The organism is Sphingomonas cavernae (assembly GCF_003590775.1).
Lineage (GTDB): Bacteria > Pseudomonadota > Alphaproteobacteria > Sphingomonadales > Sphingomonadaceae > Sphingobium_A > Sphingobium_A cavernae.
Genome location: NZ_QYUM01000003.1, coordinates 614,806 through 639,883 on the forward strand (window position 1 = coordinate 614,806; position 25,078 = coordinate 639,883).

Genomic DNA, 25,078 nt, shown 5'->3' on the forward strand with positions numbered 1-25,078 from the left:
CCGAACGGCGGCCATGTCGGGGTTGCCGGGTTCCTCTTCGAGGACGTAGAGCCGGACGCGATCCGATCTCGGTGCCTTTTACTGGATTCAGGAAGTCTTCAGCGTAAACGCCAGCCCACTCGTCAGTCTTCGCAAATGATGTCGAGCAGGAATTGAGCCAGCCGTTCTTCAAGCGCCTTTTGCTCCTCGATAATCAGCTTGCGCCCATCGGTTGGGCCAACCGTTTCGTCGAAGATCGTCTCTATCGCTGCCCCCCGCGAGCGCTCTTGGGCTATGCCGATAACGCGATTGATGCGCTCAACCATGTCGGTCTGGAATGCGGGGTCGCTCAGTTGATGCGATGCCGACCAAGGCAGCTTTGCCAGCACTGCCTCGTCGATCCTGACACTTGCCTCTTTGCCGGTCAAAATGTCGATCGCATAGGTCTCCCGTATAGGCGTCGAGCCAGCATAAGGCAGGATCACAGCCACGCTCGCGATGCCGAAATATTCAACGAAGGCGAGCATCAGCCCCGCCTTTGGGTCACCGATCAGCGCGAGAATATGCGACACCTCGCCATCTACGTCGAACCAGCGCGGCTGGTGCCAAAGGAAGGTGTCGGGCGGTAGAGGCACGGGATCCGGCTGGGGATCCAACGAGGCGACATACGTGGCGAGCTCTGGATGGGGCGTGAAGCCGCGGTGCGCCGCAAAGATGCTGGCGGCAACGTAGGCGGCCGGAAAGGTCGAGGCCGGACCGAGTTGGAGCTGACCGCGCAACCTCCCGGGGCGACTGTGCTGCACCGCCGCCTGCCGCACCACTGCGTCGATGTCGAAATCGGGAAAGCGTGCCCTGACTCGGCCCAGCAGCGTTCGCAGCTCCGGCACCGTCCGCGCCGAGACCTGCACTATGACCGAGCGATCGGCCAGTACTTCCATCGAGAACTCGGGGCGCGTGAGCGTCAGAGGCTTGCCAAAGGCGACCTCGTAAGCACGGCCACTTGCGTCGGTCATTCTTACGGGGGAATTGGATCCGCGATCGCGCGAGCCATCAAGCAAGCTCATGATCGGTTCGAATGCGCGAACGAGGGCAAGGTCGACGGAACCATTGAGAATGCCGTTGGCGTCGCCGCATAGCAGCCCCTTGGGCTTTAGGCGCCCACCGATAGCGCTCGGAATGACGTGGGCGCGGGAGTCGTTTTCGTCGGTGACCGGGGCCCCGGTGATCAGGCAGTTCTTGGTCATGAATGGCTTGTTCTTCTTCAATGGAAGACCGTCCCTACACTGCCCCACCGTTGCCGAGCATTATTAGCGTTCGTCGGACCGCCAGTTAGACCCATCACCTGCTGTTCCCGTGGCACGGTTGGATTGAGTGCGCGCGGAACGATCGGTTTCCGGAGCCGTACGCACACCCCCGGGGGCGACGAGGAAGGACCCAGCCCGGCTTCGGTGAACCGGTTCGATGAATGGCGGGTTACGGGAAGCGTGTTCGATCCCGTAAACGACCGTTTTGTCGGCGACAGCGGCTAGCTCACTTGGGAGGCGACGTTGTGCGATATCTCGGCGTGGACGCCGAAGATGCCATCTCCCCTGCAGAAAGTATCGAGACCTGAGCAAACCGGCTCCTCGCCTGTAGCGAGGAGCTGGAACGATATGCGTCGACTTTTTGGCTATTCGGATTTGCCTGTGGAATCGACGTCCCAGAATTGACCTGTCGCCCCATACCATATACATACAGAACGTATATCCAAAGGAGTAAAGACATGCGGGTCACTCGATGGGGTAACAGTCTTGCGATCCGCCTCCCTGCAGCGGTCGTTGAGGCACTCGCGCTCAAAGAAGGCGATGATATCGAGGTTCGCATCTCCGGTGACCGGGCGTTCACCATAGACCGCGACCAGACCCGTGTTGCTGCGCTAGATAGCATTCGCAGATTGCGCCGCCCCCTTCCTGCGGACTGGAGCTTCGATCGAAACGACGCGAACGAGCGTCGCTGAATGGCGAAAATATTCTTAGATTCTAACGTCGTGATATATGCGTTCACTGACGATCCTCGGTCTAGCGTTGCGGAAACGCTCCTTTCCGCCGGGGCCGATCTGAGCGTCCAGGTTCTGAACGAGTTCACCAATATTGCACGTCGCAAGCTCAACTTCGACTGGAGCCAGATCGACGAGGCTTCAAAGGCGATCAGAGTGCTGGCCCGGGCCACCCATCCTGTTGATCTGAAAATGCATGAAAGCGCGCTAGCACTGGCACAGCGTTACGGGTTCTCTTTCTACGATGCACTGATCGTCGCTGCCGCGCTGCGTGCGCGTTGCGATATTCTCCACTCCGAGAATATGCAGGACGGTTTGATGGTTGAAGGCATATTGCGGATCGTGAATCCTTTCAGGAATTCAACACAAAAATCCGAATAGCCATTTTTTTGCGTTCAGTTCATACGGCTCGCGCTTCTCTGCATGGGAGCCAATGTTCAGCGATACTGCTCGGCTTTGCGCTGCCTGAAGGCGGTAAAGTCGAATGGCTCAGGCTCGCCGCTTTCTTCGCCTTCGTTCAGGGCCAAACGAACTTCCGATACCCGTGCGTTCGTTTGCTCGCGGTCGAATTCGAAGTCATCCCGCGCCGCGTGGCGGAGTCTTCGAGCATCTTTGAGCACGAGTGCCTGCGCGTCCCGTTCCTTATCCATACGTGTCACTGTCCGGTACCTCTCCCGAATTGCGAACCTGATGAATCAGTCGGGCCCCAGGGCCACAGGTAGTGACCCTAACACGAAAAACAGTCGCATCCTGCCATCGAGCGATAACTTAAACGGATGGCGGCTTTCCGGAAGCTCAATGGCGCCGATGAATGTCCTAGTTGGCGGCGGTGGCGGCCACTTCGAAAGCCACCAACAACATTGGTGACCTGTTCAATCCAGATCACTACCGTTCGAGAGCGCACGCCATGCAGTAGCGTCAGCGGCTATTGGCTCCGGCCGAAGTGCGTTCCAACGACTGCCGAACGGAAAACCGCCGCCCGCCCGAATCCTTTGCCAAGGCGGAGGCGATCAGTTGTAAGTAGCTGTTTTTTATAATGCAATTACTTCGTGAGTGAGGAGTGAACTAATACAATGGATAGCTTCAGAGGAGCACGCCGTTGCACAAACGGAGCAACGATCTTGCGACCTGACACGGAAATGGCGCGCCCGGCAGGATTCGAACCTGCGACCCCAAGCTTAGAAGGCTCGTGCTCTATCCAACTGAGCTACGGGCGCGCAATGCATGGCCAGCAAAAATGGGCGCGGCTTGGCGCCCGGACCATGCATCAATGACGCACGCGCATAGCGTGGATTGCATGAGCAGGAAACCTCGATAGTGTGCCGCGCCATGAGCACAGGGGAAACGGGCGCGCCGAAAGCTGTTTCGGCCGGGGCACTTACGGGCGGGCATTTCCGCTATTTCGATTTCGTCATGGCGGCGTTCGTCGTCATACTGCTGCTCTCCAACCTGATCGGCGCGGCCAAGCTCTCGACGGTGGCGGGCTTCACCTTTGGCGCGGGCATCCTGTTCTTTCCGCTGGGTTATGTGATCGGCGACGTGCTGACCGAGGTTTATGGTTTTGCGCGCGCGCGGCGCTGCGTCTGGGTGGGCTTCGTTGCGATGCTGTTCATGGCGGTGATGAGCTGGGTGGTGGTCGCACTTCCGCCAGCCGAGGGCTGGGGCGACCAGGGGGCCTATGAGGCGGTGTTCGGCAACACCTGGCGGATCGTTTTCGCCTCGCTTTTCGCCTTCTGGGCGGGCGAATTCGCCAACAGCTTCGTGCTCGCCAAGATGAAGATCTGGACCGAGGGCAAACATCTGTGGACGCGCACCATCGGCTCGACGGTGGTCGGGCAGGGGGTCGACAGCCTGATCTTCTACCCGCTCGCTTTTTACGGCGTGTGGGAGACCTGGCAGGTCGCCGCGGTGATGGTCACCAACTGGGCAATGAAGGTGGGCTGGGAAGCGGTGCTGACGCCCGTCACCTACGCCGTGGTGGGCTGGCTCAAACGTCGCGAGGGCGTTGATGTGTTCGACCGGGGCACCGATTTCACGCCGTTCAGCGCGCGCATTTAAAGAATGAGCCCGCTGCAGCAAGCCAAGCTGTTCATCGTCATGCATTTCGATCTCGCGAAGGACGCGCTGCACATCTATGTCGGGCTTGCGGTGTTCTTTTCGGTCGCCGCGATCTTCCGGGTGTCGCTGAAGGACTGGCGACCGCTGCTCGCGGTTCTGATCGTTGCGCTGGCTGGCGAGCTTTGGGATATCGTCGATACGCTGGGCGAGGGCCGCTCGCCCGAATGGTCGGCCAACTGGAAGGATGTCTGGAACACGATGTTCTGGCCAGCCGCGATCATGTTGATCGCGCGCCACACCCGACTGCTGAAGCGCTAGCGCCTGGTGGTAACTGGCGCCGGCTGCCCTTCGATTTTTGGCAGCGTTTCGTCGATCAGCGCCCAGTGCGGGGCGGAATCGGTCCAGATCGTCGCGCTCGGCCGTGCGACTTCGGGGTCGTCGAGCGTACCCGCGCGCACGATGATCAGGTGCGGACGCACCTCGGCCTCGCTGAACAGCGGTGTGCCGCACGCGGGGCAGAAGCGCCGATGCATGACGTTGCCGCTGTCGGCATGGCTCTCATAGCCGCGCGTCTCGCCGGTGATCGCGATTTTGTCCGACGGAAAGATCACGTTCACCGTCGCGTTGCCCGCGGCGAGGTGCTGGCAATCGCGGCACCAGCAGATGCGCGTCGCGATCGGTTCCGCGTCGATCGTGTAGCGGACGGCGCCGCAGAGGCAGCCGCCGGTAACGGGCAGGGTTGTGGTCATTCGGACGCTCCAAACAATGCGCCGATCGCGTCGCGATTGGCGATGGCGAACGGGTTCAGCACGGTAAGGCCGTCGATGCTCATGCCGTTCTGCAGATCCTCGGACAGAAGGATCCTGGCGCCCGATCGCAAGGCAACCGCACAGATCAGCGCATCGAAAAACTGCATCTTGTAACGCGCGCGCAGCCGCTGGGCGGCGATCAGGTCGGCGGGCATGGTCGGCGCGACATCGAAGAGCGCGAGCCATTCTTCGACGCGTTCGAGCGATTGTGCGATCGCCGCGGGATTCTTGCGGCCCGTGACATTCAGAAATTCCGCGAGCACTTGAACGGGCACGGTCGCGGGTAGCAGAAAGAGCTGCGAGACCAACTGTTCGGCCTCGGCGTTGCGCGCATCACCGTCCTGCGCGGCGGCATAGACCAATATATTGGTATCGACCGAGATCAACGGCCGGTGCGTTCTTCGTAGGTCGCGGGTCCCGTTAGGCCTGGTATGCCTTCCTTCAGCCCTTTGACCGCGCGCTCATAGGCCGCCCGGAATTCGGGATCGTCGAGCTTGCTCGCCTTTTTTGGGCGAAGTTCGGCGATCACCTTGCCGTTCTTGGTGATGTCTAGCGTCTCGCCCGCCTCTACGCGTGCCAGCGCCTTGGAGACGTTCGCGTTGAATTCGCGCACCGACATCACGCCCATTGTCGCCTCCGATGTTGCAACGGTTGCAACATAAGGGAGGGGCGTGGCTTAAGCAACCGCCTCCAGAACGCCCTCGAACAGACGGCGGCCGTCCAACCCGCCATGCGCGGGTTCGATCATGCGTTCGGGGTGCGGCATCATGCCGAGCACATTGCCCTGCGCATTGAGGATGCCCGCGATGCCGCGCGCGGCACCGTTGACTTCCTCGGCGTAGCGGAAGGCGACGCGGCCTTCGCCTTCAAGTCTGTCGAGCGTCGCGTCGTCGGCGAAGAAATTGCCGTCATGATGCGCGACGGGGATGCGGATTTCCTCGTTCGCCTTGTAACGGCTGGTGAAGATCGACTGGGTGTTCTCGACCGTCATCGCGACGTCGCGGCATACGAAGTTGAGCCCCGCATTGCGCATCAGCGCGCCGGGCAGCAGCCCGGTTTCGGTCAGGATCTGGAAGCCGTTGCACACGCCGAACACGGGCACGCCGCGTTCTGCCTCTGCTACCACGGCGCGCATCACGGGGCTGCGTGCGGAGATCGCGCCCGAGCGCAGATAGTCGCCATAGGAAAAGCCGCCCGGGATACCGATGAAGCCGAGGCCCGAGGGCAACTCGGTGTCGGTGTGCCAGATCATGTCGGGCTTGCGCCCGGTAACCTGCTCAAGCGCCACCGCCAGGTCGCGGTCGCAGTTGGAACCGGGAAAGACGATGACGGCGGTCTTCATGGGCTCAGGCTCCCCGCTCGATGCGGTAATTCTCGATCACGGTGTTGGCGAGGAGCTTCTTGCACATCTCCTCGATCTCGCCGTCGGTGACGGTCTCGGCCAGGTCGAGCTCGATCAGCTTGCCCGCACGCACGTCGTTCACGCCCGAAAAGCCCAGGCTCTCCAGCGCATGGTGGATCGCCTTGCCCTGCGGATCGAGCACGCCGCCCTTCAGAGTAACGAAAATGCGGGTTTTCATGGGTCGAGTCTCGCTGGGTTGGGATTTGGCGGCTCTATGGCCTCGCTTGCGCGCAGGTTCAAGGATTCACTTTGGCCGGATCGGGAAGGATGCGGATTCTGAGCGCGGATGCCTGCGCGAGCCAGCGCTGCGCCGCCTGCTGAAGATCGGCGGCGGTGATCGATTCATATACCGGCCGCGCCTGCCGAAACCGCTCGATCCAGCGCGGCTCGGTCTGCGCCTCGTCGAGCAGCGCGATCCATGCGCCATTTTCGCGCCGGCTCTTGTCGATGCGCTCGAGGATCGGCTTGCGCGCGCGCAGCATCAGGTCGGCACTGACGGGCTCGGTGCGCAGCTTTTCGGCGATCGCGTCGACCGCGGCCTCCACTCTGGCGATGTCCTCGACAGCGACATTGCTCGACGCAACCAGTTGCCCGAAGCCGGGATAGGCCGACGAAGTGCTCGAATAGGCGACGGGTGAATAGGTCGCGCCCAGCGTCTCGCGCAATTCCTCAGTCAGCATCAGCCCCATCACCGCCGAGAGCATCGACAGCGTCGCGTCGGTACGGAAATCGGCATTGTCGGTGGTTGGCCAATAAGCCATCGCCATCGCCTCATCGGACTTGCCTTCATGGAACAACACGGCAGGCACGCGGTCGACCGGGAAGGATATCTGCCGTGCCTCTGTCAAACGCGCTGGGGCCGCATCGCGCAGCGACAGCGCACCGAAGGTGCGCGCGACAATGTCGATCGCGGCCTGCTCGTCGATATCGCCGACGATGCCGATCTCGATGGCTCCGCTGGCAAAGGCGCGCGCGGTCGCCGCCTTCAGTTCGGCCATGTTGCGCTGCTGGAGAAGGCGAAGCGGCGGCGTGCCGAAGCGCGGATCGCCGCTGGTGATGATCGCGGGCACGTCACGCGCCGCGACCGCGCCCGGCGACGCGTCATAGGTGTCGTAGAGCACCGGAATCCGGTTCTGCCATTGCCGGTCGCCGTCCGCGCGAAAGCCCGGCGCCAGCATATAAGCCGCAAAGATCTGCATCTGGAGCTCGAGATCCTCGGGCGTGGTGATCGTCGTCGTGCCGAAATATTCGTCGCTCGCGGCGAGCCCGAGCGTGACCGAACGCCCCGCGGTGATCGTCTGCAACTCGTCGAGACTGTGCGCCACGAGCCCGCCGGAGGCGAACGCGCTGTTCATGAACATGCGCAGGCCCGGCTTGTCCTTGTTGAATTCGAGTGCACCGCTGCCGATCCGGAGCGAGACGCGGACGCGATCCCGTTCGAAATCGGTCTTCTTGATGTTGAGCCGGACATTGTTGGCGAAACGGATGGTGCGGATATCGAGATCGGCGATGCGGCTGTCGGTCGCCACCGCGCCGGGATTGCCGAAATCGCGATACGCAAAGGCTGCGCGTTGGGCGTCGGCGATGGGTAGCACCTCGGTCGAACGGCTTTCGTCATAAGCGGCGAGGATGGCGGCTGGCGCGTCCGGAATCGCCTTCTTGCCCGCAACATGCACCTGGGGATTGGCGCCCGTCCATATGGCGCGGAAGGCCGTATTGACCGCATCGAGCGAGATCCGCGGCGCGAAGGTGTTGAACTGTTCGAGCCGCCAGGCGGGTGTCGTCACCACCAGATCGTCGTCGATCGCACTGACGAGCGCATCGGCCAGCGCCTCGCTACGCCGCGTCGCCGCCTGGCGCGCGCCATTCTCGAAGCCGTGGCGCAGATTGGCCATCTGCTCGTCGAGCTCGGCCTGGGTGAAGCCATAGCTGAGCGCACGGCGCAACTGGCGATCGGCGACCCCGACTGCGCTCTGCCAGTCGTCACCCTTGGCGCTGATCTCGATCGAGGCGAGCTCGGCCGCGCCGAACAGCGTCGTATAGCTCGCCGATCCGCCGATGATTGGCGGATCGGCCTGCCGCGCCAGCTTGGCGAGGCGGCGGCTGAGCATCGCATTGGCGAGCGTCTCCAGGATCGCGCCTTCGCGCTTCCTTGTGCTGTCGGGACTGGTGTCGGCGGGCCGGGTTACGAACAGCGATACCGCCGTCGGCACCGCCGGATCGCGAAAATAGGCGGTGCTGGTGGGCCGGTCCGCATCGACCGTTCCGGTCACAGGCTCGGCCTCTGCCGGTCGCCTGGGCTGCCAGTCCGAAAAGCGCGCGCGGATTTTCGCCTCGATCGCATCGGGGTCGATGTCGCCCGTGACGATCAGCACGGTGCGGTCGGGCCGGTAGAAACTTTCGTAGAGATCGCGGATGCGTTCTGCGGGCGCGCTGCGGATCACTTGCGGATCGCCGATCGGCATGCGCCGCGCGACGAGCGTTCCGGGCAACGCGAAGTCGAGGAAACTCGTGAGGCGTCGATAACTGTATTGATCGCGCGCGCGCCGCTCGGAAAGGATGATGCCGCGCTCGCGGTCGACCGCCCTGGGCGCGATGGCGAGCTCTCCCGCGGTCTCGCGCATCAGCATCAGCCCGGTATCGACGACTTCGTCCCCGGCTCGTGGCAGATCCAGCTTGTAGACGGTTTCGGTAAAGGTCGTGCTGGCGTTGGTGTCGGCGCCAAAGGCGAGCCCGTTGCGTTCGAGGATCCTGACCATCTCCCCCTCGGGCACATTGGTTGACCCGTTGAACGCCATATGCTCGAGAAAATGCGCGAGGCCCTGCTGGTCCTCGGCCTCGGCGGTTGAGCCGACATCGACGCGCATCCTGATCGAGGCAGAGCCGAGCGGGGTCAGATTGCGGCGGATCGCGTAGCGCATGCCGTTGGCGAGTTCGCCATAGCGCCATTCCAGATCGCGCGGCACATCGCTGCGGTCGAAGCCCCAGGCGCTGGCGACCGGGTCGGTCCGCACCACCTCGGGGCGGGGCAGGGGAGCGGGCGACTGACAGGCGGAGAGCACCAATACGCCGGCGCTCGCCAGAAGAATCAGGATGTTACGGATCACCGATACCGGGCTCGCTCTGCATCATGGGACGCGGAAGGAGCACCGAAGCGCGCCGCGCTGTCAATGCCAAAGCCGAGAATCAGGCGGCCGGCCAGCCCTGCATCGAAGGAAAGTTCGGCAGCGCTGCAATGCGCGCGAGCCAGCGCGTGATGTTCGGAAAGCCCGCAAGGTCGATCCCGCCATCGGGGGCGAGCGCGACATAGGGGCTGACAGCGAGATCTGCGATCGTCAATCGGTCGCCCTCGAGCCAGTCGCGCGACGCGAGGTGCGCATCGAGCACGGGGAACGCCTTTGCGGTCATCGCACGCGCGCCCGGCTCGTATATATCGACGCCGAAGAGCTTGCCGAGCCTGAGCATCGCGGGGCCGTTGGCGATCTCGTTCGCCGCCAGCGACAGCCACTGCGCGATCCGTCCGCGCTCCACCGCATCGCGTCCGTCCCATTCGCCGGGCCGGTGAAGTGCCGCGAGATAGGCAAGGATCGCCTGGCTGTCGCGGATCACCGTGTCGCCGTCGACCAGTACGGGCACCTGGCCGAGCGGATTGAGCCTGAAAAAATCAGGTGTCTTGCGCTCCGGCCCCGCGACCGTGATCTCCTCGTGAGGCAGCTCGAGAAATGCGAGGGCCATGCGGATCTTGTGGGCGTTGCCCGAAAGCGGTGAAGCATAGAGCTGGATCATGGTTCCTCCCTGAGGGTGCGGTTCTCGGCTTCAAGCTGCTCGATCCGCGTCGTGAGCGCGTGGACGAGTTGCCGGATCTCGATCTCGGTGTAGCGAGGCGTGATGTGCTGGGGGCAGTTCCACTCGATGCCCTCGACGGCGACGATGAAACCGCGCTCGGGCACCGCCTTGTAGCCGGGCGTCATCAGCGCTGCGGTCTCGATGGGATCGTCGACGATGCGTGCACGGCCGATCAGTTTCAGTCGGCGCCGGTTGGGATAGTCCATCAGGAACAGCGAAACGCGGTCGTCGCTGATCAGATTGGCGGTGCTCACATATTGGCGGTTGCCGCGATAGTCGGCGAAGCCGATCCGATGCTCGTCGAGCACGCGAAGGAAGCCCGGCGGCCCGCCGCGATGCTGGACATAGGGCCAGCCCGTTTCGGTGACGCTCGCCATGTAGAAGCTATCGCGCCGCGCGATGAAGTCGCGGGCGACCTCGTCGAGCGCGTCGGGCGCATCGCCTTCGCCCTCCATCCGCGTGTAGCTCGCGCGTGAACCGGCAGCTTCCTGCAGCGCGACGGCGCCCGGCGTGAACATGATGCGCTTGAAGTTCTCGGCCATTGTTCTGGCTGTATGTGATATTCCGATTGTAGGGATAATAGCTTAGTGATGCATTTCATTATTCCAAATAACGGAACTATATGGATCGTTTGCAAGCCCTCGAAGCATTGGTAGCGGTCGCCGATCATGGGGGCTTTGCAGCAGGGGCACGCGCGATACGCATGTCGCCGCCGGCCATGACGCGCATCATTGCGGCACTCGAGGCGCATCTTGGTGTCGCGCTCTTCCACCGTTCAACACGCGCGGTGACGCTGACCGAGGAGGGAGCCGCCTTCCTCGCGAGCAGCCGCAGGGTGCTTGATGATCTGCGCACTGCCGAACTCGCGGCGATGGGCGGGCAGGACGCGCCGCAGGGTATGTTGATCGTCACCGCGCCGGTCGCCTTCGGCCAGCGCCATGTCGTCCCCGTCACCAACGCGTTGCTCTCAGCGCATCCGCGGCTCGCGATCCGGCTGCTGCTCATCGACCGCAATGTTCGGATTGTGGAGGAGGGGATCGATGTCGCGGTTCGCATCGGCCCACTCGCTGATTCAAGCCTCGTCGCGCGAAAGATCGGGGAGGTGGCGCGCGTCGCCGTCGCCAGCGCCGGCTATCTCGCCGAACACGGCGCACCCGCCGACCCGCAGGAATTGAAGCGCCACGCACTGATCGGCGTCACCGCGGTCAATCCAGCGACCGAATGGCGTTTCGGCGCGAAGGGAGAGGTGGGTGTTGCGATCCGTCCGCGCCTGCTCGTTAACACCAATGACGCAGCCATCCAGGCGGCAGAGGCGGGGATCGGAATCGCTTATCAGCTCAGCTATCAGGTGGATGAGGCGATTGCCGCTGGCCGGCTGGCGCCCGTCCTGACCGAGTATTGGCGCGGGCCGATCCCGGTGCATCTGGTCTTTGGCGCCAGCCGCGCGGGCACACCCGCGGTGCGTGCGTTCGCCGATGCCATGCAGGCGCGTGCGGTGGAGGTGTTGCACAACGCTCAAACCCGCTCATCCTGAGTAGCCATTGAGCGAAGTCGAAATGGCGTATCGAAGGACGCACAATGCAGGTCCTTCGATAGTGAACAGGTGAAACACGCCCCCGGCATGTTTCAGGATTGTCCGGGGGACAATCCGACCTGTTCACCCCTCGCCAGGCTCGGTCTCTACTCAGGATGAGCGGACAATTTTTGTTACTTGCCCCGCTTCTTGCGGTGCTTTTCCAGATCCAGCACCGAAGTATCGGCCTCTTCGGGCAGCAAGCCAAGACGACGCGCCACTTCCTGGTAGGCTTCGACCTCGCCGCCCAGATCGCGGCGGAAGCGGTCCTTGTCGAGCTTTTCGTTGGTCGTCATGTCCCACAGGCGGCAGCCGTCGGGGCTGATCTCGTCGGCCAGGATGACGCGCGCATAGTCGTTGTCCCAGATGCGGCCGAACTCGAGCTTGAAGTCGACCAGCCGGATACCGATGCCCGCGAACAGGCCCGACATGAAGTCGTTCACGCGGATCGCCATGTCGGCGATGTCGTGCATCTCTTCCTGGCTCGCCCAGCCGAAGCAGGCGATGTGCTCGTCGGCGATCATCGGATCGCCGAGCGCATCGTCCTTGTAGTAATATTCGATGATCGTGCGCGGGAGCTGCGTGCCTTCCTCGATGCCGAGGCGCTTGGTCAGCGAGCCCGCGGCGACGTTACGCACCACCACCTCGATCGGAACGATCTCGACCTGGCGGATGAGCTGCTCGCGCATGTTGAGGCGACGGATGAAGTGCGTGGGAATGCCGATATTGCCGAGCAGCGTGAAGATATGCTCGGAAATCCGGTTGTTGAGCACGCCCTTGCCGCTGATCGTGCCCTTCTTCTGCGCGTTGAACGCAGTGGCGTCGTCCTTGAAATACTGGATGAGCGTTCCGGGCTCAGGCCCCTCATAGAGGATCTTGGCCTTGCCCTCATAGATCTGGCGGCGGCGTGCCATCTACACATACCCCTGAAAGTCGATGCCCCGGCAGCGCAAAGATAGGGTGCGCATGCCGGGGCGGGAAGAGGGCTGCGCCTATAACCGAATCACCGGGCATAGGCAATTGATGGACTCAGGCCTGGGCAGCGGCTGCAGCATCACGCCTTGCCGATCGTCGTACCCGGAGGTCCAACCGGACAATCGACTGACTTTGTGATAGGATAGCCGCTCTGAATGCCTCGGGCGACGGGCCCAGGAGGAGCAGGAACGATGCCGAGGGCATCGCGATCCGATTTACACCGCCGTTACGGCCATTGGTTGGCGATCCTGTTGGTTGCATTGGCCGTGGTTTTCTGCGTGCCCGCTGCGGGGCAGCCGCGGGGCGGCCCCGCGATCGTGCTGCATCTCGATGGCGTGATTGGTCCGGCGAGCGCGGACTATCTCGCGCGCGCGCTGGGCAGGGCGGCCGAACGCAAGGCGCCGCTGGTGATCGTGCGGATGGACACGCCGGGCGGGCTCGACACCTCGATGCGCGCGATGATCCGCGACATTCTCGCCTCGCCTGTGCCCGTCGTGATCTATGTCAGCCCGAGCGGCGCGCGCGCGGCGAGCGCGGGCGCTTTCCTGCTCTATGCGAGCCATGTCGCGGCAATGGCGCCGGGCACCAATGTTGGCGCGGCGACCCCAGTGCAAATCGGCGGCGTGCCGACGCCCGGTGAAGAGCAGCCGAAGCCCGCGGCTGACGACAAGGCGAAGGACAAGGCCAGCACCTCGCGCAGCGCGATGGATGCCAAGGCTATCAACGATGCCGCCGCCTATATCCGCTCGCTCGCAGAGCTGCGCGGCCGCAATGCGGACTGGGCCGAAAAGGCGGTGCGTGAGGCCGCGAGCCTGTCCGCCAGTGCCGCGCTCAGGGAACGCGTGATCGATATCGAGGCGAAGAGCGTCCAGGATCTTCTCGCGCAGCTCCACGGTCGCACCGTCAGCGCTGCTGGAAACACCGTCACGCTCGCCACGCACGGCCTTGGCATAGAGGAGGTCCGGCCCGACTGGCGCACCGAATTGTTGAGCGCGATCACCAACCCCAATGTCGCGCTGATCCTGATGATGGTCGGCATTTACGGGCTGATCTTCGAGTTCATGAATCCCGGCTTTTTCGCGCCCGGCACGATCGGCGCGATCTGCCTGCTGACCGGGCTTTATGCTTTGGCTGCGCTCCCCGTGAACTTCGCAGGGCTTGCGCTCATCGCGCTCGGCATCGGGCTGCTGATCGCCGAGATGTATGTCGCCTCGTTCGGGACGCTGGGGCTGGGAGGGGTGGTTGCGATCGCACTGGGCGCGACAATCCTCATCGATACCGATGTTCCGGGCTTCCGGATCTCATGGTCTTCCATTGCCGCGATTACTGTCGCGAGCCTGCTCTTCGTGCTGTTGGTCGCGCGGCTCGCGCTGCTTTCGCGCGGCGCGCGAGTGGTGAGCGGACGCGAGGAGATGGTCGGCGTGCGCGGCGTCGTCGACGACTGGAAGGGCGGCGAAGGCCATGTGTTCGCGCATGGTGAGCGCTGGCGGGCGAGTGGCACTGCGCGGCTTGGCAAGGGGCAGGGCGTCCGCGTCACCTCTCTCGACGGGCTGACGCTCCATGTCGAGCCCGATCCACCGCCGACCGGAGGATAGCAAGATGATCCCGCAAATCGCCTTCTACCTGCCGCTGATCGTTCTATTGCTGCTGTTCCTCGCCTCCGCGATCAAGGTGCTGCGCGAATATGAGCGCGGCGTGATCTTCACACTGGGCCGCTTTACGGGGGTCAAGGGCCCCGGACTCATCCTGCTCGTGCCGATGGTCCAGCAGATGGTGCGCACCGATCTGCGCGTGGTGGTGTTCGACGTGCCGCCGCAGGACGTGATCAGCCACGACAATGTCTCCGTGCGCGTCAATGCGGTCATCTATTTCCGCATCATGGATCCCGAGCGCGCGATCATTCAGGTCGAGGATTTCCTCGGAGCGACCAGCCAGCTTGCGCAGACGACGCTGCGTTCGGTGCTCGGCAAGCATGAACTCGACACGATGCTCGCCGAGCGCGACCGGCTCAACAGCGATATCCAGGAGATACTGGATACGCGCACCGATCCCTGGGGGATCAAGGTCGCCAATGTCGAGATCAAGGATGTCGACATCAACGAGACGATGGTCCGCGCGATCGCAAGGCAAGCCGAAGCCGAACGCGAACGCCGCGCCAAGGTCATCAATGCGGAAGGGGAACAGCAGGCCGCCGCCAAGCTGCTCGAGGCGGCCGTAATCCTGTCGAAGCGCCCCGAGGCGATGCAGCTTCGCTACCTCAGCAGCCTCAATGTGATCGCCGCCGAGAAGAATTCGACGATCGTCTTCCCGTTCCCGATTGAGTTCGGGCGGTTCCTGAAAGGGCGAGGCGAGGAGGGCAAGGGGTAAGGCGCGCCGCGCCCGCCCGATGATGGTTGCGTCCCGGGCGCGTACCAACTAGGCCGTTCCTGCGTTGGCGTCAGCGGATCGGGAAGCGGCTGTGCAGAACCTCTCGGCGCGTCTGGCGCGTGGAAGTATGTGGATCAGCGCGTCGCGCGGTCTTGTCGGTGCGCTGGGCTTCCTGTCGACGATCGTGCTGGCGCGGCTGCTGTTGCCATCCGATTTCGGGCTGGTGGCACTCGGCATGACGATGCTGCTGATCCTGCAATCGTTCACCAACCTCTCGCTCGCGCAAGCGCTCGTCCATCACCGCAAACCCGACCGCGACCACTTCCACACCGCCTGGACGCTCAACATGCTGCGGGGGCTGCTGCTCGGCGGCTTGTTCGCGGCAGCGGGCCCGGCGGCGGCTGTGTTCTATGGCGATGCAAGGCTTGCCAACATCATGTACGCGCTCGCCTTCAGCATCTTCCTGAGCGGCCTCGCCAATCCACGACGGATCATGCTCCAAAAGGAGCTGATCTTCTGGCAGGACTTCGTGCTCAACGTCTCGCAGAAGCTGATCGGCGTGATCGTCGGGGTCGCGGTGGCGGTGATCTACAAAAGCTATTGGGCGCTGGTCGCGGGAACGATCGCGGGCCAGTTGGCGCAGGTGATCATCTCCTACACAGTGCTGCCCTTCCTACCGCGACCTACGCTGAAGCATGCGCGAGAACTCTGGTCGTTCTCGGCCTGGCTCGCGCTCAGTCAAGCGATCAACACGATCAACTGGCGCTTCGATCAGTTGCTGGTCGGCAAGTTTCTGGGGAGCGCGGCGCTCGGATATTACACCGTCGGTAGCAACCTCTCGACAACACCGACGCGCGAGGCGACGCTGCCGCTGACCCAGACGCTGTTTCCCGCGTTCACCAAATTCGCGCATGATCGGGAGCGCCTGCGCCGCGCCTATCAGCGCGCGCAGGCCGTCGTGACCGCGATCGCATTGCCGATGGGCGTCGGTATGGCGATGATCGCTGAACCGCTCGTGCTGCTGGCCATGGGCGAAAAATGGCTGCCCGTCGTCCCCGTGATAGAGACTCTGGCCGCAATCATCGCGGTGCAGACACTCGGGTCGCAGGTCGTGCCGCTCGGCATGTCGCTCGGTGCGACCAGGCTGCTGTTCGTCCGCGACACGCAGTCGTTCTTCGTGCGCGTACCATTGATCATGGCCGGCATGTATTTCGCGGGGCTTCAAGGCGTGATCTATGCGCGCGTGCTCACCGGCTTGATCGCGACCATGATCAACATGCGCATGGTCAGACGGCTGATCGCGCTGCCGGTCCGGGCGCAGCTCGCTGCCAATCTGCGCTGCTTCGTCGCGGTGATCGTGATGAGCGCCGCGCTTTGGGCGGTCGGGCGCTTCTTCGTGCACGATCGAAGCCCGGTCCAACTCGTAGCGGAGATCGCGGTGCTGGTGCTGGTCGGCGGTCTCAGCTATGTCGCGGCCACATTCGCGCTATGGTTGGTGGCGGGAAGACCCGATGGTCCAGAGCGCGAGATCCAGCAACTTGTCGGCACCGGGCTCAGCAAGCTATTCACCGGAACCCGGGGATGACGCGCCGCGCGATTTCATCTCGGCTCGGCGGCGCTTCGACCAGCGTGAGCCGAAAAGGCGCGTCTTTACCCGCTTGACCAGATTGAGCAGATAGTTCCACGCAATCGCGAACTGCATGGCCCGGCCCCAGGGGGCGATGCCTCCCTTCGCCTTCGAAAAGTTCAAGATGTCCTGCAACTGAAAGACCTGCATCGCATTGCGTGCGCGCAAGGAAAGGATTTGCCGGATTGTCGGCTCTCCGGCCAGCGAAGGTGGGAGTGTCAGCCCCACGGCCTTGAAGTTGAGCTTGGTCCGCACGCATTTTTCGCACCGTCCGCAATTTGCGGTCGACGATGCGTTCTGCCAGCAGACCCTCAGGTTGGCCAGGGATTCGGGCCATTCCCCGATCCCCTGAACCTTTGCGGTCCTGCCAAATCCGCTGCCATCCAGAACGATTTCGAAGTCTCGGGATGAGAGCATCGCGAAGGTGATCGGGTTCGACCCCCAGGGAAGGCCGAGATGGGCATAGTCTTCACCGGAGCCGATCAGGGCGGTGCCAAATGAGCCTTGCCAGTGGCGGAGGCAGGTCGACAGGCCCGCCCCGAATTCCATCTGCCAGACCGTTGAGGCAACGTCCCGCCAGTTGGTCCGCATCTTGACCAGCGGCACATTGACCGATGCCATCGTATCTGCAGCAGCGGCGAAAGCGTCCTCATATTGTTGCTCGTTCGCCAGCGGAATATCGAGCCCGTGGACGAACAGCGCCGCGCCCAGCTCGCGAGTGTTTCTGGACGCCTGCCCGGTAATGTGGCGCCAGATCGTAAACGAGCTGTCGACACCGCCCGAGCAGGCGGCAATCGCGAGACGAGGAAATCGAACGCCATTTGGCGTGTCGGGGCATTCAGCGTCGGCACTTATCCTTACCGCTTTGTAGAGGTCGGGCCGCCACAGCGTCCAGCAGACGACGAACTCTTCGAGACTGGCCAACAGCGACCGCGAGACCGGTCCCTCGATGTGCAAGTCCCGGCCGGCCTCCATGGCCTTGAAGATGAGGGCGGTCGCGGCGAGGTCGTGGCGTCCGAGCGGTTCCGGCAGCGCCGCCGGCGGCCCCTCAATCTCCCACCAGATCTCGGTCTGGTCGAACGAAGCAATGCGCCGCACCCGCTGCGGGGAACGCACCTCGGCAAGTCTGGCGTTGATCCTCTCCATAGGTGCGGTTCACCAGGAAGTTCGTCTGACGTTCACAAGCGGACAGAGCATCGAATCGTCGCTGCACCACGATCGCGCCAACATGCGGCATCTCTATGACGATGGAACGGGCTGTGGATCATGCACGGTATTTCCCGATGCGCTGGCCGGAAGCGGTTGATCCCGGTCAGCGGGGTGATCATATTACCCGACACCAGCCGGGTCCGTTTGATCTGCCGTCGCAACGGCCAAGGATGGTTTGGTGGTCCCCGACTTTCGACGTGCGCGGGGAAAGAGCATCTGCTTGGTCCGCTTTCCCGCATTGAGCACAACGTTCCACGCGATCGAGACCTGCACCGCGCGTGCCCAGCCGGGCAGGGCGTTTCCGCGCATTCGGCAATGGTCGACGATGTCCTGAAGCTGGTCCACCTTGACGGCGTTGCTTGCGCGCAGCGTCGCGATCTGCGTCAGCGTCGGCTCGCCTGCGAGCAAGGGCGGCAAATCCAGTCCCAGCGCGCGAAAGTTGAGCTTGGTCCGCACGCATTTTTCGCACCGCCCGCAATTCGCGCTTTCGGATGCGTTTTGCCAGCATACGCGCAGGTTGGACAGCGCTTCGGGCCAATCGCTGATCGCTTCCAGCTTGGCCGTTCGCCCGAAGCCGCCGCCGTCCCAGACCACCTCGAATTCGGGCGATGAGAGCATCGCAAAGGTGATCGGATTCGATCCCCACGGAAAGACGAGATGGGCATAGTCCTCTCCCGATCCGATCAGCGCTGAATCATATGTTCCCTGCCATTGGCGCAGGCACGACGATAGCCCCGCGCCGAAATCCATCTGCCACGTCCTTGATCCCAGCTCGCGCCAGTTGGTCCGCATCTTGACGAGCGGCAGATCGATCGAGCGTAGCGTGTCGGCGGCGCTGGCGAAGGCATCGTCGAACTCAGCCTGTCGTGCCAGGGGAATGTCGAGCCCATGGACGAAGAGCGCGGCGCCAAGCTTGCGACTGCTGCGGTTCGCGCGTGCTTTGAAATGGCGCCAGATCGTGAACGAGCCGTCGACACCTCCCGAACAGGCGGAGATCGCGGTCTGCGGATGGCTGACGCTTGGCGCGTCATCGAGTTCGGTGTCGGCGCTCACACTGACCGGGGCATAGAGATCGGGACGCCAGAGCACCCAGCAAACCACGAGTTCCTCAAGAGCCGCCAGCAGCGATCGCGAAACCGGACCCTCGATGTGCAGATTGCGCCCCGTCTCCATCGCCTTGAAAATCAGTGCGGTGGCCGCGACGTCGTGACGCACCAGCGGACCGGGAAGGACGTTCTCGGGCCCCTCGATGTCCCACCAGATACTGGAATGATCGAAATATGCGGTTCTGCGCACCATCCCGGGTGAACGGCTTTCAGTGAGCCTTACGCGCAAACTCTCCATGGCCTCAGCCTCGTCTCGACAGCCGCCGGTGTCCATAACATGAAGCAACTCGCGCGATCTGTCGAAACTTTTGCGCATGGCTGAGCAAAGTGCGGCTCGGCGCTTGCCTTCATCACCATCGGGCTTATCGCTTGGCGGCTGAACATGGGAGGACAGGCATGGCCACAGCGGCGATAGACTTGCACGATCTCGACCAGATTTTCGATGCCTTTTACGCGTCGGTCTCAGGGCCGCCCGGCGGTCAGGACTGGTCCTTGTCCGAAGCGTTGTTTCATCCCGATGCGCGCATGGTGCGCACGCGGCTCGACGAGCATGGTAAGCCGATTGCGCTCACCTTCGATCTCGACTCCTATCGCGCCAATGCTTCGGCATTGCTTGCCAATATGGCGTTCTACGAGATGGAAATCGCGCGCAAGGTCTTCCGCTTCGGCAACATAGCGCAGGTTTTCTCGGCCTATGAGGCGCGCCCCGCGCCCGACTCCACCGATCTGATCAAGCGTGGGCTCAACATGCTCCACCTCTATGACGATGGCAGTCGCTGGTGGATCATGCACTGCATCTGGGACGACGAGCGCGAGGGACTGGAACTGCCGCCCGAACTGCGCGGGCGTGGCTGACCTTCAGAAAGTCGTCGATGCGATCGCCGCCGAGATGGCGGCGGTTGAGGAGCGCGGCAAAGCTGCCGACTATATTCCGGCGCTCGCTCGTGTCGAGCCGAGTAGCTTCGGCATCGCGGTCGTCACCGCTGACGGCCGCCGCTTCATGGCGGGCGAGGCCGAGACGTCCTTTTCGATCCAGAGCATTTCCAAGGTGTTCATGCTGACGCTCGCGCTCGGCAAGCTTGGCGATGCGCTTTGGCGTCGCGTGGGGCGCGAACCCTCGGGCTCGGCGTTCAATTCGATCGTCCAGCTCGAATTCGAGCACGGCATCCCGCGCAACCCCTTCATCAATGCAGGCGCGATCGTGGTCGCCGACGCGGTGCTGGAACGCGGCCAGCCACTGAGCGTGATCGGAGAGCTGCTGCGTTTCGTGCGCTTCCTCGCCGAAGACGAAGCGGTCGAGATCGACATCGAAGTGTCCGGATCCGAGGCCGATACGGGCTTCCGCAACCTCGCGCTTGCCAATTACATGAAGGCGTTCGGCAACCTCAACAACGCCGTCCACGACGTGCTCAATGTCTATTTCAACCAGTGCGCGCTCGCGCTGAGCTGTCGCCAGCTTGCCATGGCGGGGCGTTATCTCGCCGCCGACGGCGTGCATCCCGGCACCGGGCGGCATGTTATCTCGGCCGCCCGTGCGCGCCGGATCACCGCACTCATGCTCACCTGCGGCCATTATGACGGCTCGGGCGAGTTCGCCTTCCGCGTCGGCATTCCGGGCAAATCGGGTGTCGGCGGCGGCATCCTTGGCATCGTGCCGGGCAAGGCCTCGATCGCGGTCTGGTCGCCCGGCCTCAACGAACGCGGCAATTCTCTCCTCGGCAGCCGCGCCCTCGAACGCCTCGCCGAGGCGACCGGCTGGTCTGTGTTTAACGGGGGACTGTCGGCCTAGAAGGGCCGCTCGCCGATTACGTTGCCCGTGGCTGCGTAACGGCAGACCAGATATTCGTCCTCGGCGTTTTTGGCGATCGCGCAACCGACGCTGCCGGTGTCGCGCCACATGATCTGCGTGTAATGGCCGACGTCCGCGAGGTCGCCGGTCCTGCTGTTGTTCGGGAAGGTCCCGGGTTTGAAGTTCCGCTTTTCCTCGATCCAATGGCCGACCATCGTTTCGGGCGCAAAGGCGCCGCGCGTGCCCATCCACAGGTTTTCGCCCTGGGCATCGGGATCGTCGGAGAATTCCTCGTAATGATCGAACCTGCCGCTCGCGGCCAGGTGACGTGCCCATGCCGCCGCGTCGGCGGCAAGCCCTGCGTCCCAGCGCATTGCGGGAAGTCCCTCCGTCGCGCGTTCGGCGTTGTGCGTGTAGAGTAGTCGCTGTTCAAGGCTGGGAAGCGACGCGCCGGCCAGAACACCCGCTGACGCCATCAACGCCGCGATCCGTACCCCCCGGTACAGCCTGTTTCGCCGAAACATGATTCCGTCCGTCTGTTCGCTTCAGAGCGGATCAGCATTGACGAATGTCAGTGACGAAGAGGTTTGAGGGTGTGGTGAACCCGGCGATAACTATAGCGCGCACGCCATGGGGGTGCCGGGCGGGCGATGTAAGGGGCATGCCCGCCCGGCGGGGGCGTCAGTTGGGGCGCGGCTTGTTCTCGCTGCGCTGCCATGGCGCATCGTAGAGCCGTGCGGTCAGGCGCCGGAAGACAAGCGCGGTGTCTGCGAACAGCGCTGCGGCCTGTTCGGAAAGGATGTGATGATGGTCGGCCCACAGGCGACCTTCGAATTCGTCGCGCAACATGGCTATGCTCCAATTTGCTTTGGGGTGCGGTTCGTTCTCGCACCGCCTGAATGCCCGATCGCGGGGGTGGGCGCCAACAAATGCTTGCCTCAAGTTGATAAGTTTGCCTTATGATAGAGGTCATGCGAAAACTGCCACCACTCGCCGCGGTCAGGGTGTTTGAAGCTGCTGCCCGTCATGGAAATTTCACAAAAGCCGCCGAGGAGCTCGGGATGACCCAGGCGGCGGTCAGTTATCAGGTGAAATTATTGGAAGAGCGGATCGGAACTTCGCTGTTCCACCGCGTCAAGCGCCAGGTGCTGCTGACCGAAACGGGCAAGCGCATCGCGCCGCTGATCTCGAGCGCGTTCGATGGCATCGACGACGCCTTCGCGATCGCACGCACCGACAATGAGTCGGTGTTGACGATAAGCTGTTCCAACACCTTCGCGCAGAACTGGCTCGCGCTGAGACTCGGCGCTTTCCAGATGCAGCGCCCGGGGCTCGCGGTTCGGCTTCATACCGACGATCATGTCGTCGACTTCGCGCGCGACGAGGTCGATGTGGCCATCCGCAACAGCGCCACGCCCTGGCCGGGTCTGGTCTCACATTTTCTGATGCGCGTGCCGATCGCGCCGCTCGCCAGCCCCGAATTCCTCGCCCGCCATCCGCCGGTCCGCGCGCCCGCTGACATCCTGGCGCTGCCACGGCTGTCGTCCGACGATATCTGGTGGGGGCGCTGGGCCGAGCAGACGGGCGCGGGCGCAGCGGTTGAAGCACCGCGCACCGCGCTACGGCTGGATTCGCAATTGCTCGAGGGCAACGCCGCGATCGCAGGGCATGGCGTCGCGATCCTCAATTTCGCGCTCTGGCGCAATGAGCTGCGAAGCGGCCGTCTCGTTCAGCCGCTGCCAGATCTCGCCTGGGGGCGGGGCATGTACTGGCTGGTCTATCCACCGCACAAGCGCAACGCGCCCAAGATCAAGGCTTTCCGCGCATGGATCGAGGCGGAGATGCGCGTCGACGCGGCCGATGATCTGCACGGCATCTTCACCCCGCCGGCTGACCTGGTCGCCGACGCCTGATCTGAGCATCCGGGCCGCGCCTGATGACGGCGTTTCTGCGCACGAGTGGATTGCGCGGTGACTCCAGCCTGCTATCCCAGCGCATATGGCCACTGAATTCACCGACCCGTTCGACCAGACTGTTGACCATCCTTTCGATAGCGCGCTCTCCGAACGCTATCTCGTCTACGCTCTCTCGACGATCACCGCGCGGTCTCTTCCCGATGTCCGCGACGGCTTGAAGCCCGTCCACCGCCGCCTGCTCTGGGCGATGCGGCTGCTGCGGCTCGATCCCGCTTCGGGCTACAAGAAATGCGCGCGCGTCGTCGGCGACGTGATCGGCAAATACCACCCGCATGGCGACCAGTCGGTCTATGACGCGATGGTCCGTCTCGCGCAGACCTTCTCGCTGCGCTACCCGCTCGTCGACGGACAAGGCAATTTCGGCAATATCGACGGCGATAACGCCGCCGCTTATCGCTACACCGAGGCGCGGTTGACGCCGGTTGCCATCGACCTGATGGCGGGGCTCGACGAGGGCACGGTCGACTACCGCCCGACCTATAATGGCGAGGATGAAGAGCCTGAGGTGATGCCCGGGCTCTTCCCCAATCTGCTCGCCAATGGCGCGAGCGGGATCGCGGTGGGCATGGCGACCAACATCCCTCCGCACAACGCTGCCGAACTCATCGACGCGGCGATGCTGCTGATCGACCAGCCCGCGGCCGAAAATGCGCAACTGCTCGAATATGTGAAGGGCCCCGATTTTCCCACGGGCGGCATCGTGGTCGACAGTGCGTCGGCCATTGCTGATGCCTATGCGACGGGCCGCGGCGGCTTTCGCGTGCGCTCACGTTGGGAAAAGCAGGACGAGGGCAGGGGCACCTGGGTCGCGGTCGTCACCGAGATTCCGTATCAGGTTCAGAAATCCAAGCTGATCGAGCAGATCGCGCAGCTTATCAACGACAAGAAGCTTCCGATTCTCGCCGACATTCGCGACGAATCGGACGAGGAGATCCGCATCGTCCTCGAACCGCGCAGCCGCACGGTGGAGCCTGAGATGCTGATGGAAAGCCTGTTCCGGCTGACCGAGCTCGAAACCCGCATTTCCCTCAACCTCAACGTGCTCGATGCCAGCCGCACGCCGCGTGTGATGAGCCTGAAGGACGTGCTCACCCACTGGCTCGAGCACCAGATCGATGTCCTCGTCCGCCGTTCGCAGCATCGTTTGGCGAAGATCGACGACCGCGTCGAATTGCTCGACGGCTATCTGATCGCCTATCTCAACCTCGATCGCGTCATCGAGATCATCCGCACCGAAGACGAGCCCAAGCCCGTGATGATGGCCGAATTCGGTCTGAATGACCGCCAGGCCGAGGCGATCCTCAACATGCGGCTGCGTTCTTTGCGCAGGCTCGAGGAAATGGAGATCAAGAAGGAGCGCGAGGCACTGGACGCCGAGCGCAAGACGCTCGCCGCGCTGATCGAAAGCCCCGCGCGCCAGCGCACGCATCTTAAGCGCGATCTTGGCAAGCTGCGCGAGCGCTATGGCCCCGAAACCGCGCTCGGCCGTCGTCGGACGCTGATCGAAGAAGCCGCGCCCGCGCGCGAAATCCCGCTCGAGGCGATGGTCGAGCGCGAACCGATCACCGTCATCATGTCGCAGCGCGGCTGGATCCGTGCGATGAAGGGGCATATCGACCTTTCCTCCGCCGACGCGCTCAAGTTCAAGGAAGGCGATGGCCCAGCACACGCCTTTCATGCGCAGACCACCGACAAGATCCTGCTCGCCGCCGACAATGGCCGATTCTACACGCTTGCCGCCGACAAGCTTCCGGGCGGACGCGGCTTTGGCGAACCAGTACGGCTGATGATCGACATGGAGAATGAAACCGGCATCATCGTCGTGCTGCCAGGAACGCCGGGCGGCAAGCTGTTGGTGGCGTCCTCGGATGGCCGCGGCTTCGTGGCGGCGGTCGCCGATGCGGTCGCGGAAACACGCAAGGGCAAGCAGCTCGTCAACGTCAGGCCAGGCGCGAAGCTGAAAATTGTCCGGCCAATTCCGGCGAATGCGGATTATGTCGCGGCGATCGGCGAGAATCGCAAGCTCGTGGTCTTTCCGCTGGGAGAGCTTCCCGAGATGGGCCGGGGACAGGGCGTGGCGCTTCAGCGCTACCGTGATGGCGGATTATCCGACGCAGTTGCCTTCCGATTCGAGGACGGCCTGAGCTGGGCGATGGGCGGTGAAACCGGACGGACGCGGACCGAGGCGGATTTGACACCCTGGAGGGTGGCGCGCGGCGCCGCCGGGCGGATGCCGCCGACCGGATTCCCTCGCGACAATCGGTTCGACTGACGGCGTTTTCGACCTCGATTTTACAGTAAATTTACCTTCCGCGGCGTAACCCGGT

27 protein-coding genes and 1 tRNA gene are annotated in these 25,078 nt (G+C 63.3%); 12 read left to right on the forward strand and 16 right to left on the reverse strand.

Annotated elements, in window-relative coordinates:
• Positions 1–122: 122 nt before the first annotated feature.
• Positions 123–1,244 carry a hypothetical protein gene (locus D3876_RS10560; RefSeq protein ID WP_119762015.1) on the reverse strand — a complete coding sequence of 374 codons (1,122 nt, stop codon included), beginning with the start codon at positions 1,242–1,244 and terminating at the stop codon, positions 123–125.
• 497 nt (positions 1,245–1,741) lie between these two features.
• Here D3876_RS10560 and D3876_RS10565 point away from each other — a divergent pair, with 497 nt between their 5' ends.
• The gene (locus D3876_RS10565) at positions 1,742–1,975 is read left to right on the forward strand and encodes an AbrB/MazE/SpoVT family DNA-binding domain-containing protein (protein WP_119762017.1); all 234 of its coding nucleotides are present in this window, start codon (positions 1,742–1,744) and stop codon (positions 1,973–1,975) included.
• Positions 1,976–2,395, forward strand: a complete 420-nt coding sequence (locus D3876_RS10570; RefSeq protein WP_119762018.1) for a PIN domain-containing protein — start codon at positions 1,976–1,978, stop codon at positions 2,393–2,395.
• A gap of 56 nt (positions 2,396–2,451) precedes the next feature.
• Here the strand turns inward: D3876_RS10570 and D3876_RS10575 are convergent, their stop codons facing one another.
• Entirely contained in the window at positions 2,452–2,664 is a 213-nt protein-coding gene (locus D3876_RS10575; protein WP_119762020.1) for a type II toxin-antitoxin system ParD family antitoxin, read from the reverse strand.
• A gap of 490 nt (positions 2,665–3,154) precedes the next feature.
• A tRNA-Arg gene (locus D3876_RS10580) sits at positions 3,155–3,231 on the reverse strand.
• A 112-nt stretch (positions 3,232–3,343) separates the two neighbouring features.
• Between D3876_RS10580 and D3876_RS10585 the strand changes: the two genes are divergently transcribed.
• Both D3876_RS10585 and D3876_RS10590 read left to right on the forward strand, forming a co-directional pair.
• On the forward strand, positions 3,344–4,072 hold the full coding sequence (locus tag D3876_RS10585) for a queuosine precursor transporter (RefSeq protein ID WP_119762022.1): 729 nt from the start codon (positions 3,344–3,346) through the stop codon (positions 4,070–4,072).
• Positions 4,073–4,075: 3 nt separating this feature from the next.
• A complete protein-coding gene (locus D3876_RS10590) occupies positions 4,076–4,390 on the forward strand; it encodes a hypothetical protein (RefSeq protein ID WP_119762023.1) in 315 nt (104 codons plus the stop codon).
• On the opposite strand, the gene D3876_RS10595 is transcribed toward D3876_RS10590, so the two are convergent.
• The 8 genes from D3876_RS10595 to D3876_RS10630 form a co-directional block, all read right to left on the reverse strand.
• The gene (locus D3876_RS10595; RefSeq protein ID WP_119762025.1) at positions 4,387–4,821 is read right to left on the reverse strand and encodes a GFA family protein; all 435 of its coding nucleotides are present in this window, start codon (positions 4,819–4,821) and stop codon (positions 4,387–4,389) included. The two genes, D3876_RS10590 and D3876_RS10595, sit on opposite strands and share 4 nt — an antisense overlap.
• Positions 4,818–5,267 (reverse strand): PIN domain-containing protein, encoded by a 450-nt coding sequence (locus tag D3876_RS10600; protein WP_119762027.1) that lies wholly within the window; start codon positions 5,265–5,267, stop codon positions 4,818–4,820. The genes D3876_RS10595 and D3876_RS10600 overlap by 4 nt, the downstream gene beginning before the upstream one ends.
• Positions 5,264–5,509 carry a type II toxin-antitoxin system Phd/YefM family antitoxin gene (locus tag D3876_RS10605; RefSeq protein ID WP_119762029.1) on the reverse strand — a complete coding sequence of 82 codons (246 nt, stop codon included), beginning with the start codon at positions 5,507–5,509 and terminating at the stop codon, positions 5,264–5,266. Before D3876_RS10605 ends, D3876_RS10600 begins: the two co-directional genes overlap by 4 nt.
• A gap of 48 nt (positions 5,510–5,557) precedes the next feature.
• Positions 5,558–6,223, reverse strand: coding sequence for a phosphoribosylformylglycinamidine synthase subunit PurQ (gene purQ / locus D3876_RS10610; protein ID WP_119762030.1), 666 nt, complete (start codon positions 6,221–6,223; stop codon positions 5,558–5,560).
• Positions 6,224–6,227: 4 nt separating this feature from the next.
• Positions 6,228–6,461 (reverse strand): phosphoribosylformylglycinamidine synthase subunit PurS, encoded by a 234-nt coding sequence (gene purS, locus D3876_RS10615; RefSeq protein ID WP_119762032.1) that lies wholly within the window; start codon positions 6,459–6,461, stop codon positions 6,228–6,230.
• Between the two features lie 58 nt (positions 6,462–6,519).
• Entirely contained in the window at positions 6,520–9,390 is a 2,871-nt protein-coding gene (locus D3876_RS10620; protein ID WP_119762034.1) for a M16 family metallopeptidase, read from the reverse strand.
• Positions 9,391–9,469: 79 nt separating this feature from the next.
• Complete coding sequence (locus tag D3876_RS10625) at positions 9,470–10,069, reverse strand: glutathione S-transferase family protein (RefSeq protein WP_220475454.1); 600 nt, start codon at positions 10,067–10,069, stop codon at positions 9,470–9,472.
• The gene (locus D3876_RS10630; RefSeq protein ID WP_119762036.1) at positions 10,066–10,671 is read right to left on the reverse strand and encodes a pyridoxamine 5'-phosphate oxidase family protein; all 606 of its coding nucleotides are present in this window, start codon (positions 10,669–10,671) and stop codon (positions 10,066–10,068) included. The genes D3876_RS10625 and D3876_RS10630 overlap by 4 nt, the downstream gene beginning before the upstream one ends.
• An 80-nt stretch (positions 10,672–10,751) precedes the next feature.
• On the opposite strand from D3876_RS10630, the gene D3876_RS10635 reads away from it, so the two are divergent.
• Positions 10,752–11,663, forward strand: a complete 912-nt coding sequence (locus tag D3876_RS10635; RefSeq protein WP_119762038.1) for a LysR family transcriptional regulator — start codon at positions 10,752–10,754, stop codon at positions 11,661–11,663.
• A gap of 173 nt (positions 11,664–11,836) precedes the next feature.
• Here D3876_RS10635 and purC read toward each other — a convergent pair whose 3' ends face one another.
• Positions 11,837–12,616, reverse strand: a complete 780-nt coding sequence (gene purC, locus D3876_RS10640; protein WP_119762039.1) for a phosphoribosylaminoimidazolesuccinocarboxamide synthase — start codon at positions 12,614–12,616, stop codon at positions 11,837–11,839.
• Between the two features lie 312 nt (positions 12,617–12,928).
• Here purC and D3876_RS10645 point away from each other — a divergent pair, with 312 nt between their 5' ends.
• From D3876_RS10645 to D3876_RS10655, 3 genes are all read left to right on the forward strand, one after another.
• On the forward strand, positions 12,929–14,272 hold the full coding sequence (locus D3876_RS10645) for an NfeD family protein (protein WP_238475327.1): 1,344 nt from the start codon (positions 12,929–12,931) through the stop codon (positions 14,270–14,272).
• 4 nt (positions 14,273–14,276) lie between these two features.
• Positions 14,277–15,044 carry a slipin family protein gene (locus tag D3876_RS10650; RefSeq protein WP_119762043.1) on the forward strand — a complete coding sequence of 256 codons (768 nt, stop codon included), beginning with the start codon at positions 14,277–14,279 and terminating at the stop codon, positions 15,042–15,044.
• A gap of 91 nt (positions 15,045–15,135) precedes the next feature.
• Positions 15,136–16,629: a lipopolysaccharide biosynthesis protein gene (locus D3876_RS10655; RefSeq protein ID WP_119762044.1), complete on the forward strand. Its 1,494-nt coding sequence runs from the start codon at positions 15,136–15,138 to the stop codon at positions 16,627–16,629.
• Here D3876_RS10655 and D3876_RS10660 read toward each other — a convergent pair.
• Positions 16,606–17,817, reverse strand: a complete 1,212-nt coding sequence (locus tag D3876_RS10660; RefSeq protein WP_119762046.1) for a hypothetical protein — start codon at positions 17,815–17,817, stop codon at positions 16,606–16,608. The genes D3876_RS10655 and D3876_RS10660 overlap by 24 nt on opposite strands.
• A gap of 183 nt (positions 17,818–18,000) precedes the next feature.
• On the reverse strand, positions 18,001–19,224 hold the full coding sequence (locus tag D3876_RS10665) for a hypothetical protein (RefSeq protein WP_147417641.1): 1,224 nt from the start codon (positions 19,222–19,224) through the stop codon (positions 18,001–18,003).
• A 158-nt stretch (positions 19,225–19,382) separates the two neighbouring features.
• Between D3876_RS10665 and D3876_RS10670 the strand changes: the two genes are divergently transcribed.
• Both D3876_RS10670 and D3876_RS10675 read left to right on the forward strand, forming a co-directional pair.
• Entirely contained in the window at positions 19,383–19,841 is a 459-nt protein-coding gene (locus D3876_RS10670; protein ID WP_119762049.1) for a hypothetical protein, read from the forward strand.
• Positions 19,834–20,775: a glutaminase gene (locus D3876_RS10675; protein WP_274378981.1), complete on the forward strand. Its 942-nt coding sequence runs from the start codon at positions 19,834–19,836 to the stop codon at positions 20,773–20,775. Before D3876_RS10670 ends, D3876_RS10675 begins: the two co-directional genes overlap by 8 nt.
• Here the strand turns inward: D3876_RS10675 and D3876_RS10680 are convergent.
• Entirely contained in the window at positions 20,772–21,299 is a 528-nt protein-coding gene (locus tag D3876_RS10680) for a CAP domain-containing protein (RefSeq protein WP_119762053.1), read from the reverse strand. The two genes, D3876_RS10675 and D3876_RS10680, sit on opposite strands and share 4 nt — an antisense overlap.
• 157 nt (positions 21,300–21,456) lie before the next feature.
• Positions 21,457–21,624 (reverse strand): hypothetical protein, encoded by a 168-nt coding sequence (locus D3876_RS20490; RefSeq protein WP_182911979.1) that lies wholly within the window; start codon positions 21,622–21,624, stop codon positions 21,457–21,459.
• A 122-nt stretch (positions 21,625–21,746) separates the two neighbouring features.
• Between D3876_RS20490 and D3876_RS10685 the strand changes: the two genes are divergently transcribed.
• On the forward strand, positions 21,747–22,688 hold the full coding sequence (locus D3876_RS10685) for a LysR substrate-binding domain-containing protein (protein WP_119763725.1): 942 nt from the start codon (positions 21,747–21,749) through the stop codon (positions 22,686–22,688).
• Between the two features lie 85 nt (positions 22,689–22,773).
• Complete coding sequence (gene parC / locus D3876_RS10690; RefSeq protein ID WP_119762054.1) at positions 22,774–25,023, forward strand: DNA topoisomerase IV subunit A; 2,250 nt, start codon at positions 22,774–22,776, stop codon at positions 25,021–25,023.
• Positions 25,024–25,078 lie beyond the last annotated feature (55 nt).

Excerpts from the sequence above, each read along its gene's own strand:
- D3876_RS10565 (WP_119762017.1), top strand. The coding sequence starts at position 1,742 with ATGCGGGTCACTCGATGGGGTAACAGTCTTGCGATCCGCCTCCCTGCA.
- D3876_RS10570 (WP_119762018.1), top strand. The coding sequence starts at position 1,976 with ATGGCGAAAATATTCTTAGATTCTAACGTCGTGATATATGCGTTCACT.
- D3876_RS10575 (WP_119762020.1), bottom strand. The coding sequence starts at position 2,664 with ATGGATAAGGAACGGGACGCGCAGGCACTCGTGCTCAAAGATGCTCGA.
- D3876_RS10585 (WP_119762022.1), top strand. The coding sequence starts at position 3,344 with ATGAGCACAGGGGAAACGGGCGCGCCGAAAGCTGTTTCGGCCGGGGCA.
- D3876_RS10590 (WP_119762023.1), top strand. The coding sequence starts at position 4,076 with ATGAGCCCGCTGCAGCAAGCCAAGCTGTTCATCGTCATGCATTTCGAT.
- D3876_RS10595 (WP_119762025.1), bottom strand. The coding sequence starts at position 4,821 with ATGACCACAACCCTGCCCGTTACCGGCGGCTGCCTCTGCGGCGCCGTC.
- D3876_RS10605 (WP_119762029.1), bottom strand. The coding sequence starts at position 5,509 with ATGGGCGTGATGTCGGTGCGCGAATTCAACGCGAACGTCTCCAAGGCG.
- purQ (WP_119762030.1), bottom strand. The coding sequence starts at position 6,223 with ATGAAGACCGCCGTCATCGTCTTTCCCGGTTCCAACTGCGACCGCGAC.
- purS (WP_119762032.1), bottom strand. The coding sequence starts at position 6,461 with ATGAAAACCCGCATTTTCGTTACTCTGAAGGGCGGCGTGCTCGATCCG.
- D3876_RS10625 (WP_220475454.1), bottom strand. The coding sequence starts at position 10,069 with ATGATCCAGCTCTATGCTTCACCGCTTTCGGGCAACGCCCACAAGATC.
- D3876_RS10630 (WP_119762036.1), bottom strand. The coding sequence starts at position 10,671 with ATGGCCGAGAACTTCAAGCGCATCATGTTCACGCCGGGCGCCGTCGCG.
- D3876_RS10635 (WP_119762038.1), top strand. The coding sequence starts at position 10,752 with ATGGATCGTTTGCAAGCCCTCGAAGCATTGGTAGCGGTCGCCGATCAT.
- purC (WP_119762039.1), bottom strand. The coding sequence starts at position 12,616 with ATGGCACGCCGCCGCCAGATCTATGAGGGCAAGGCCAAGATCCTCTAT.
- D3876_RS10650 (WP_119762043.1), top strand. The coding sequence starts at position 14,277 with ATGATCCCGCAAATCGCCTTCTACCTGCCGCTGATCGTTCTATTGCTG.
- D3876_RS10660 (WP_119762046.1), bottom strand. The coding sequence starts at position 17,817 with ATGGAGAGGATCAACGCCAGACTTGCCGAGGTGCGTTCCCCGCAGCGG.
- D3876_RS10665 (WP_147417641.1), bottom strand. The coding sequence starts at position 19,224 with ATGGAGAGTTTGCGCGTAAGGCTCACTGAAAGCCGTTCACCCGGGATG.
- D3876_RS10670 (WP_119762049.1), top strand. The coding sequence starts at position 19,383 with ATGGCCACAGCGGCGATAGACTTGCACGATCTCGACCAGATTTTCGAT.
- D3876_RS10680 (WP_119762053.1), bottom strand. The coding sequence starts at position 21,299 with ATGTTTCGGCGAAACAGGCTGTACCGGGGGGTACGGATCGCGGCGTTG.
- D3876_RS20490 (WP_182911979.1), bottom strand. The coding sequence starts at position 21,624 with ATGTTGCGCGACGAATTCGAAGGTCGCCTGTGGGCCGACCATCATCAC.
- D3876_RS10685 (WP_119763725.1), top strand. The coding sequence starts at position 21,747 with ATGCGAAAACTGCCACCACTCGCCGCGGTCAGGGTGTTTGAAGCTGCT.
- parC (WP_119762054.1), top strand. The coding sequence starts at position 22,774 with ATGGCCACTGAATTCACCGACCCGTTCGACCAGACTGTTGACCATCCT.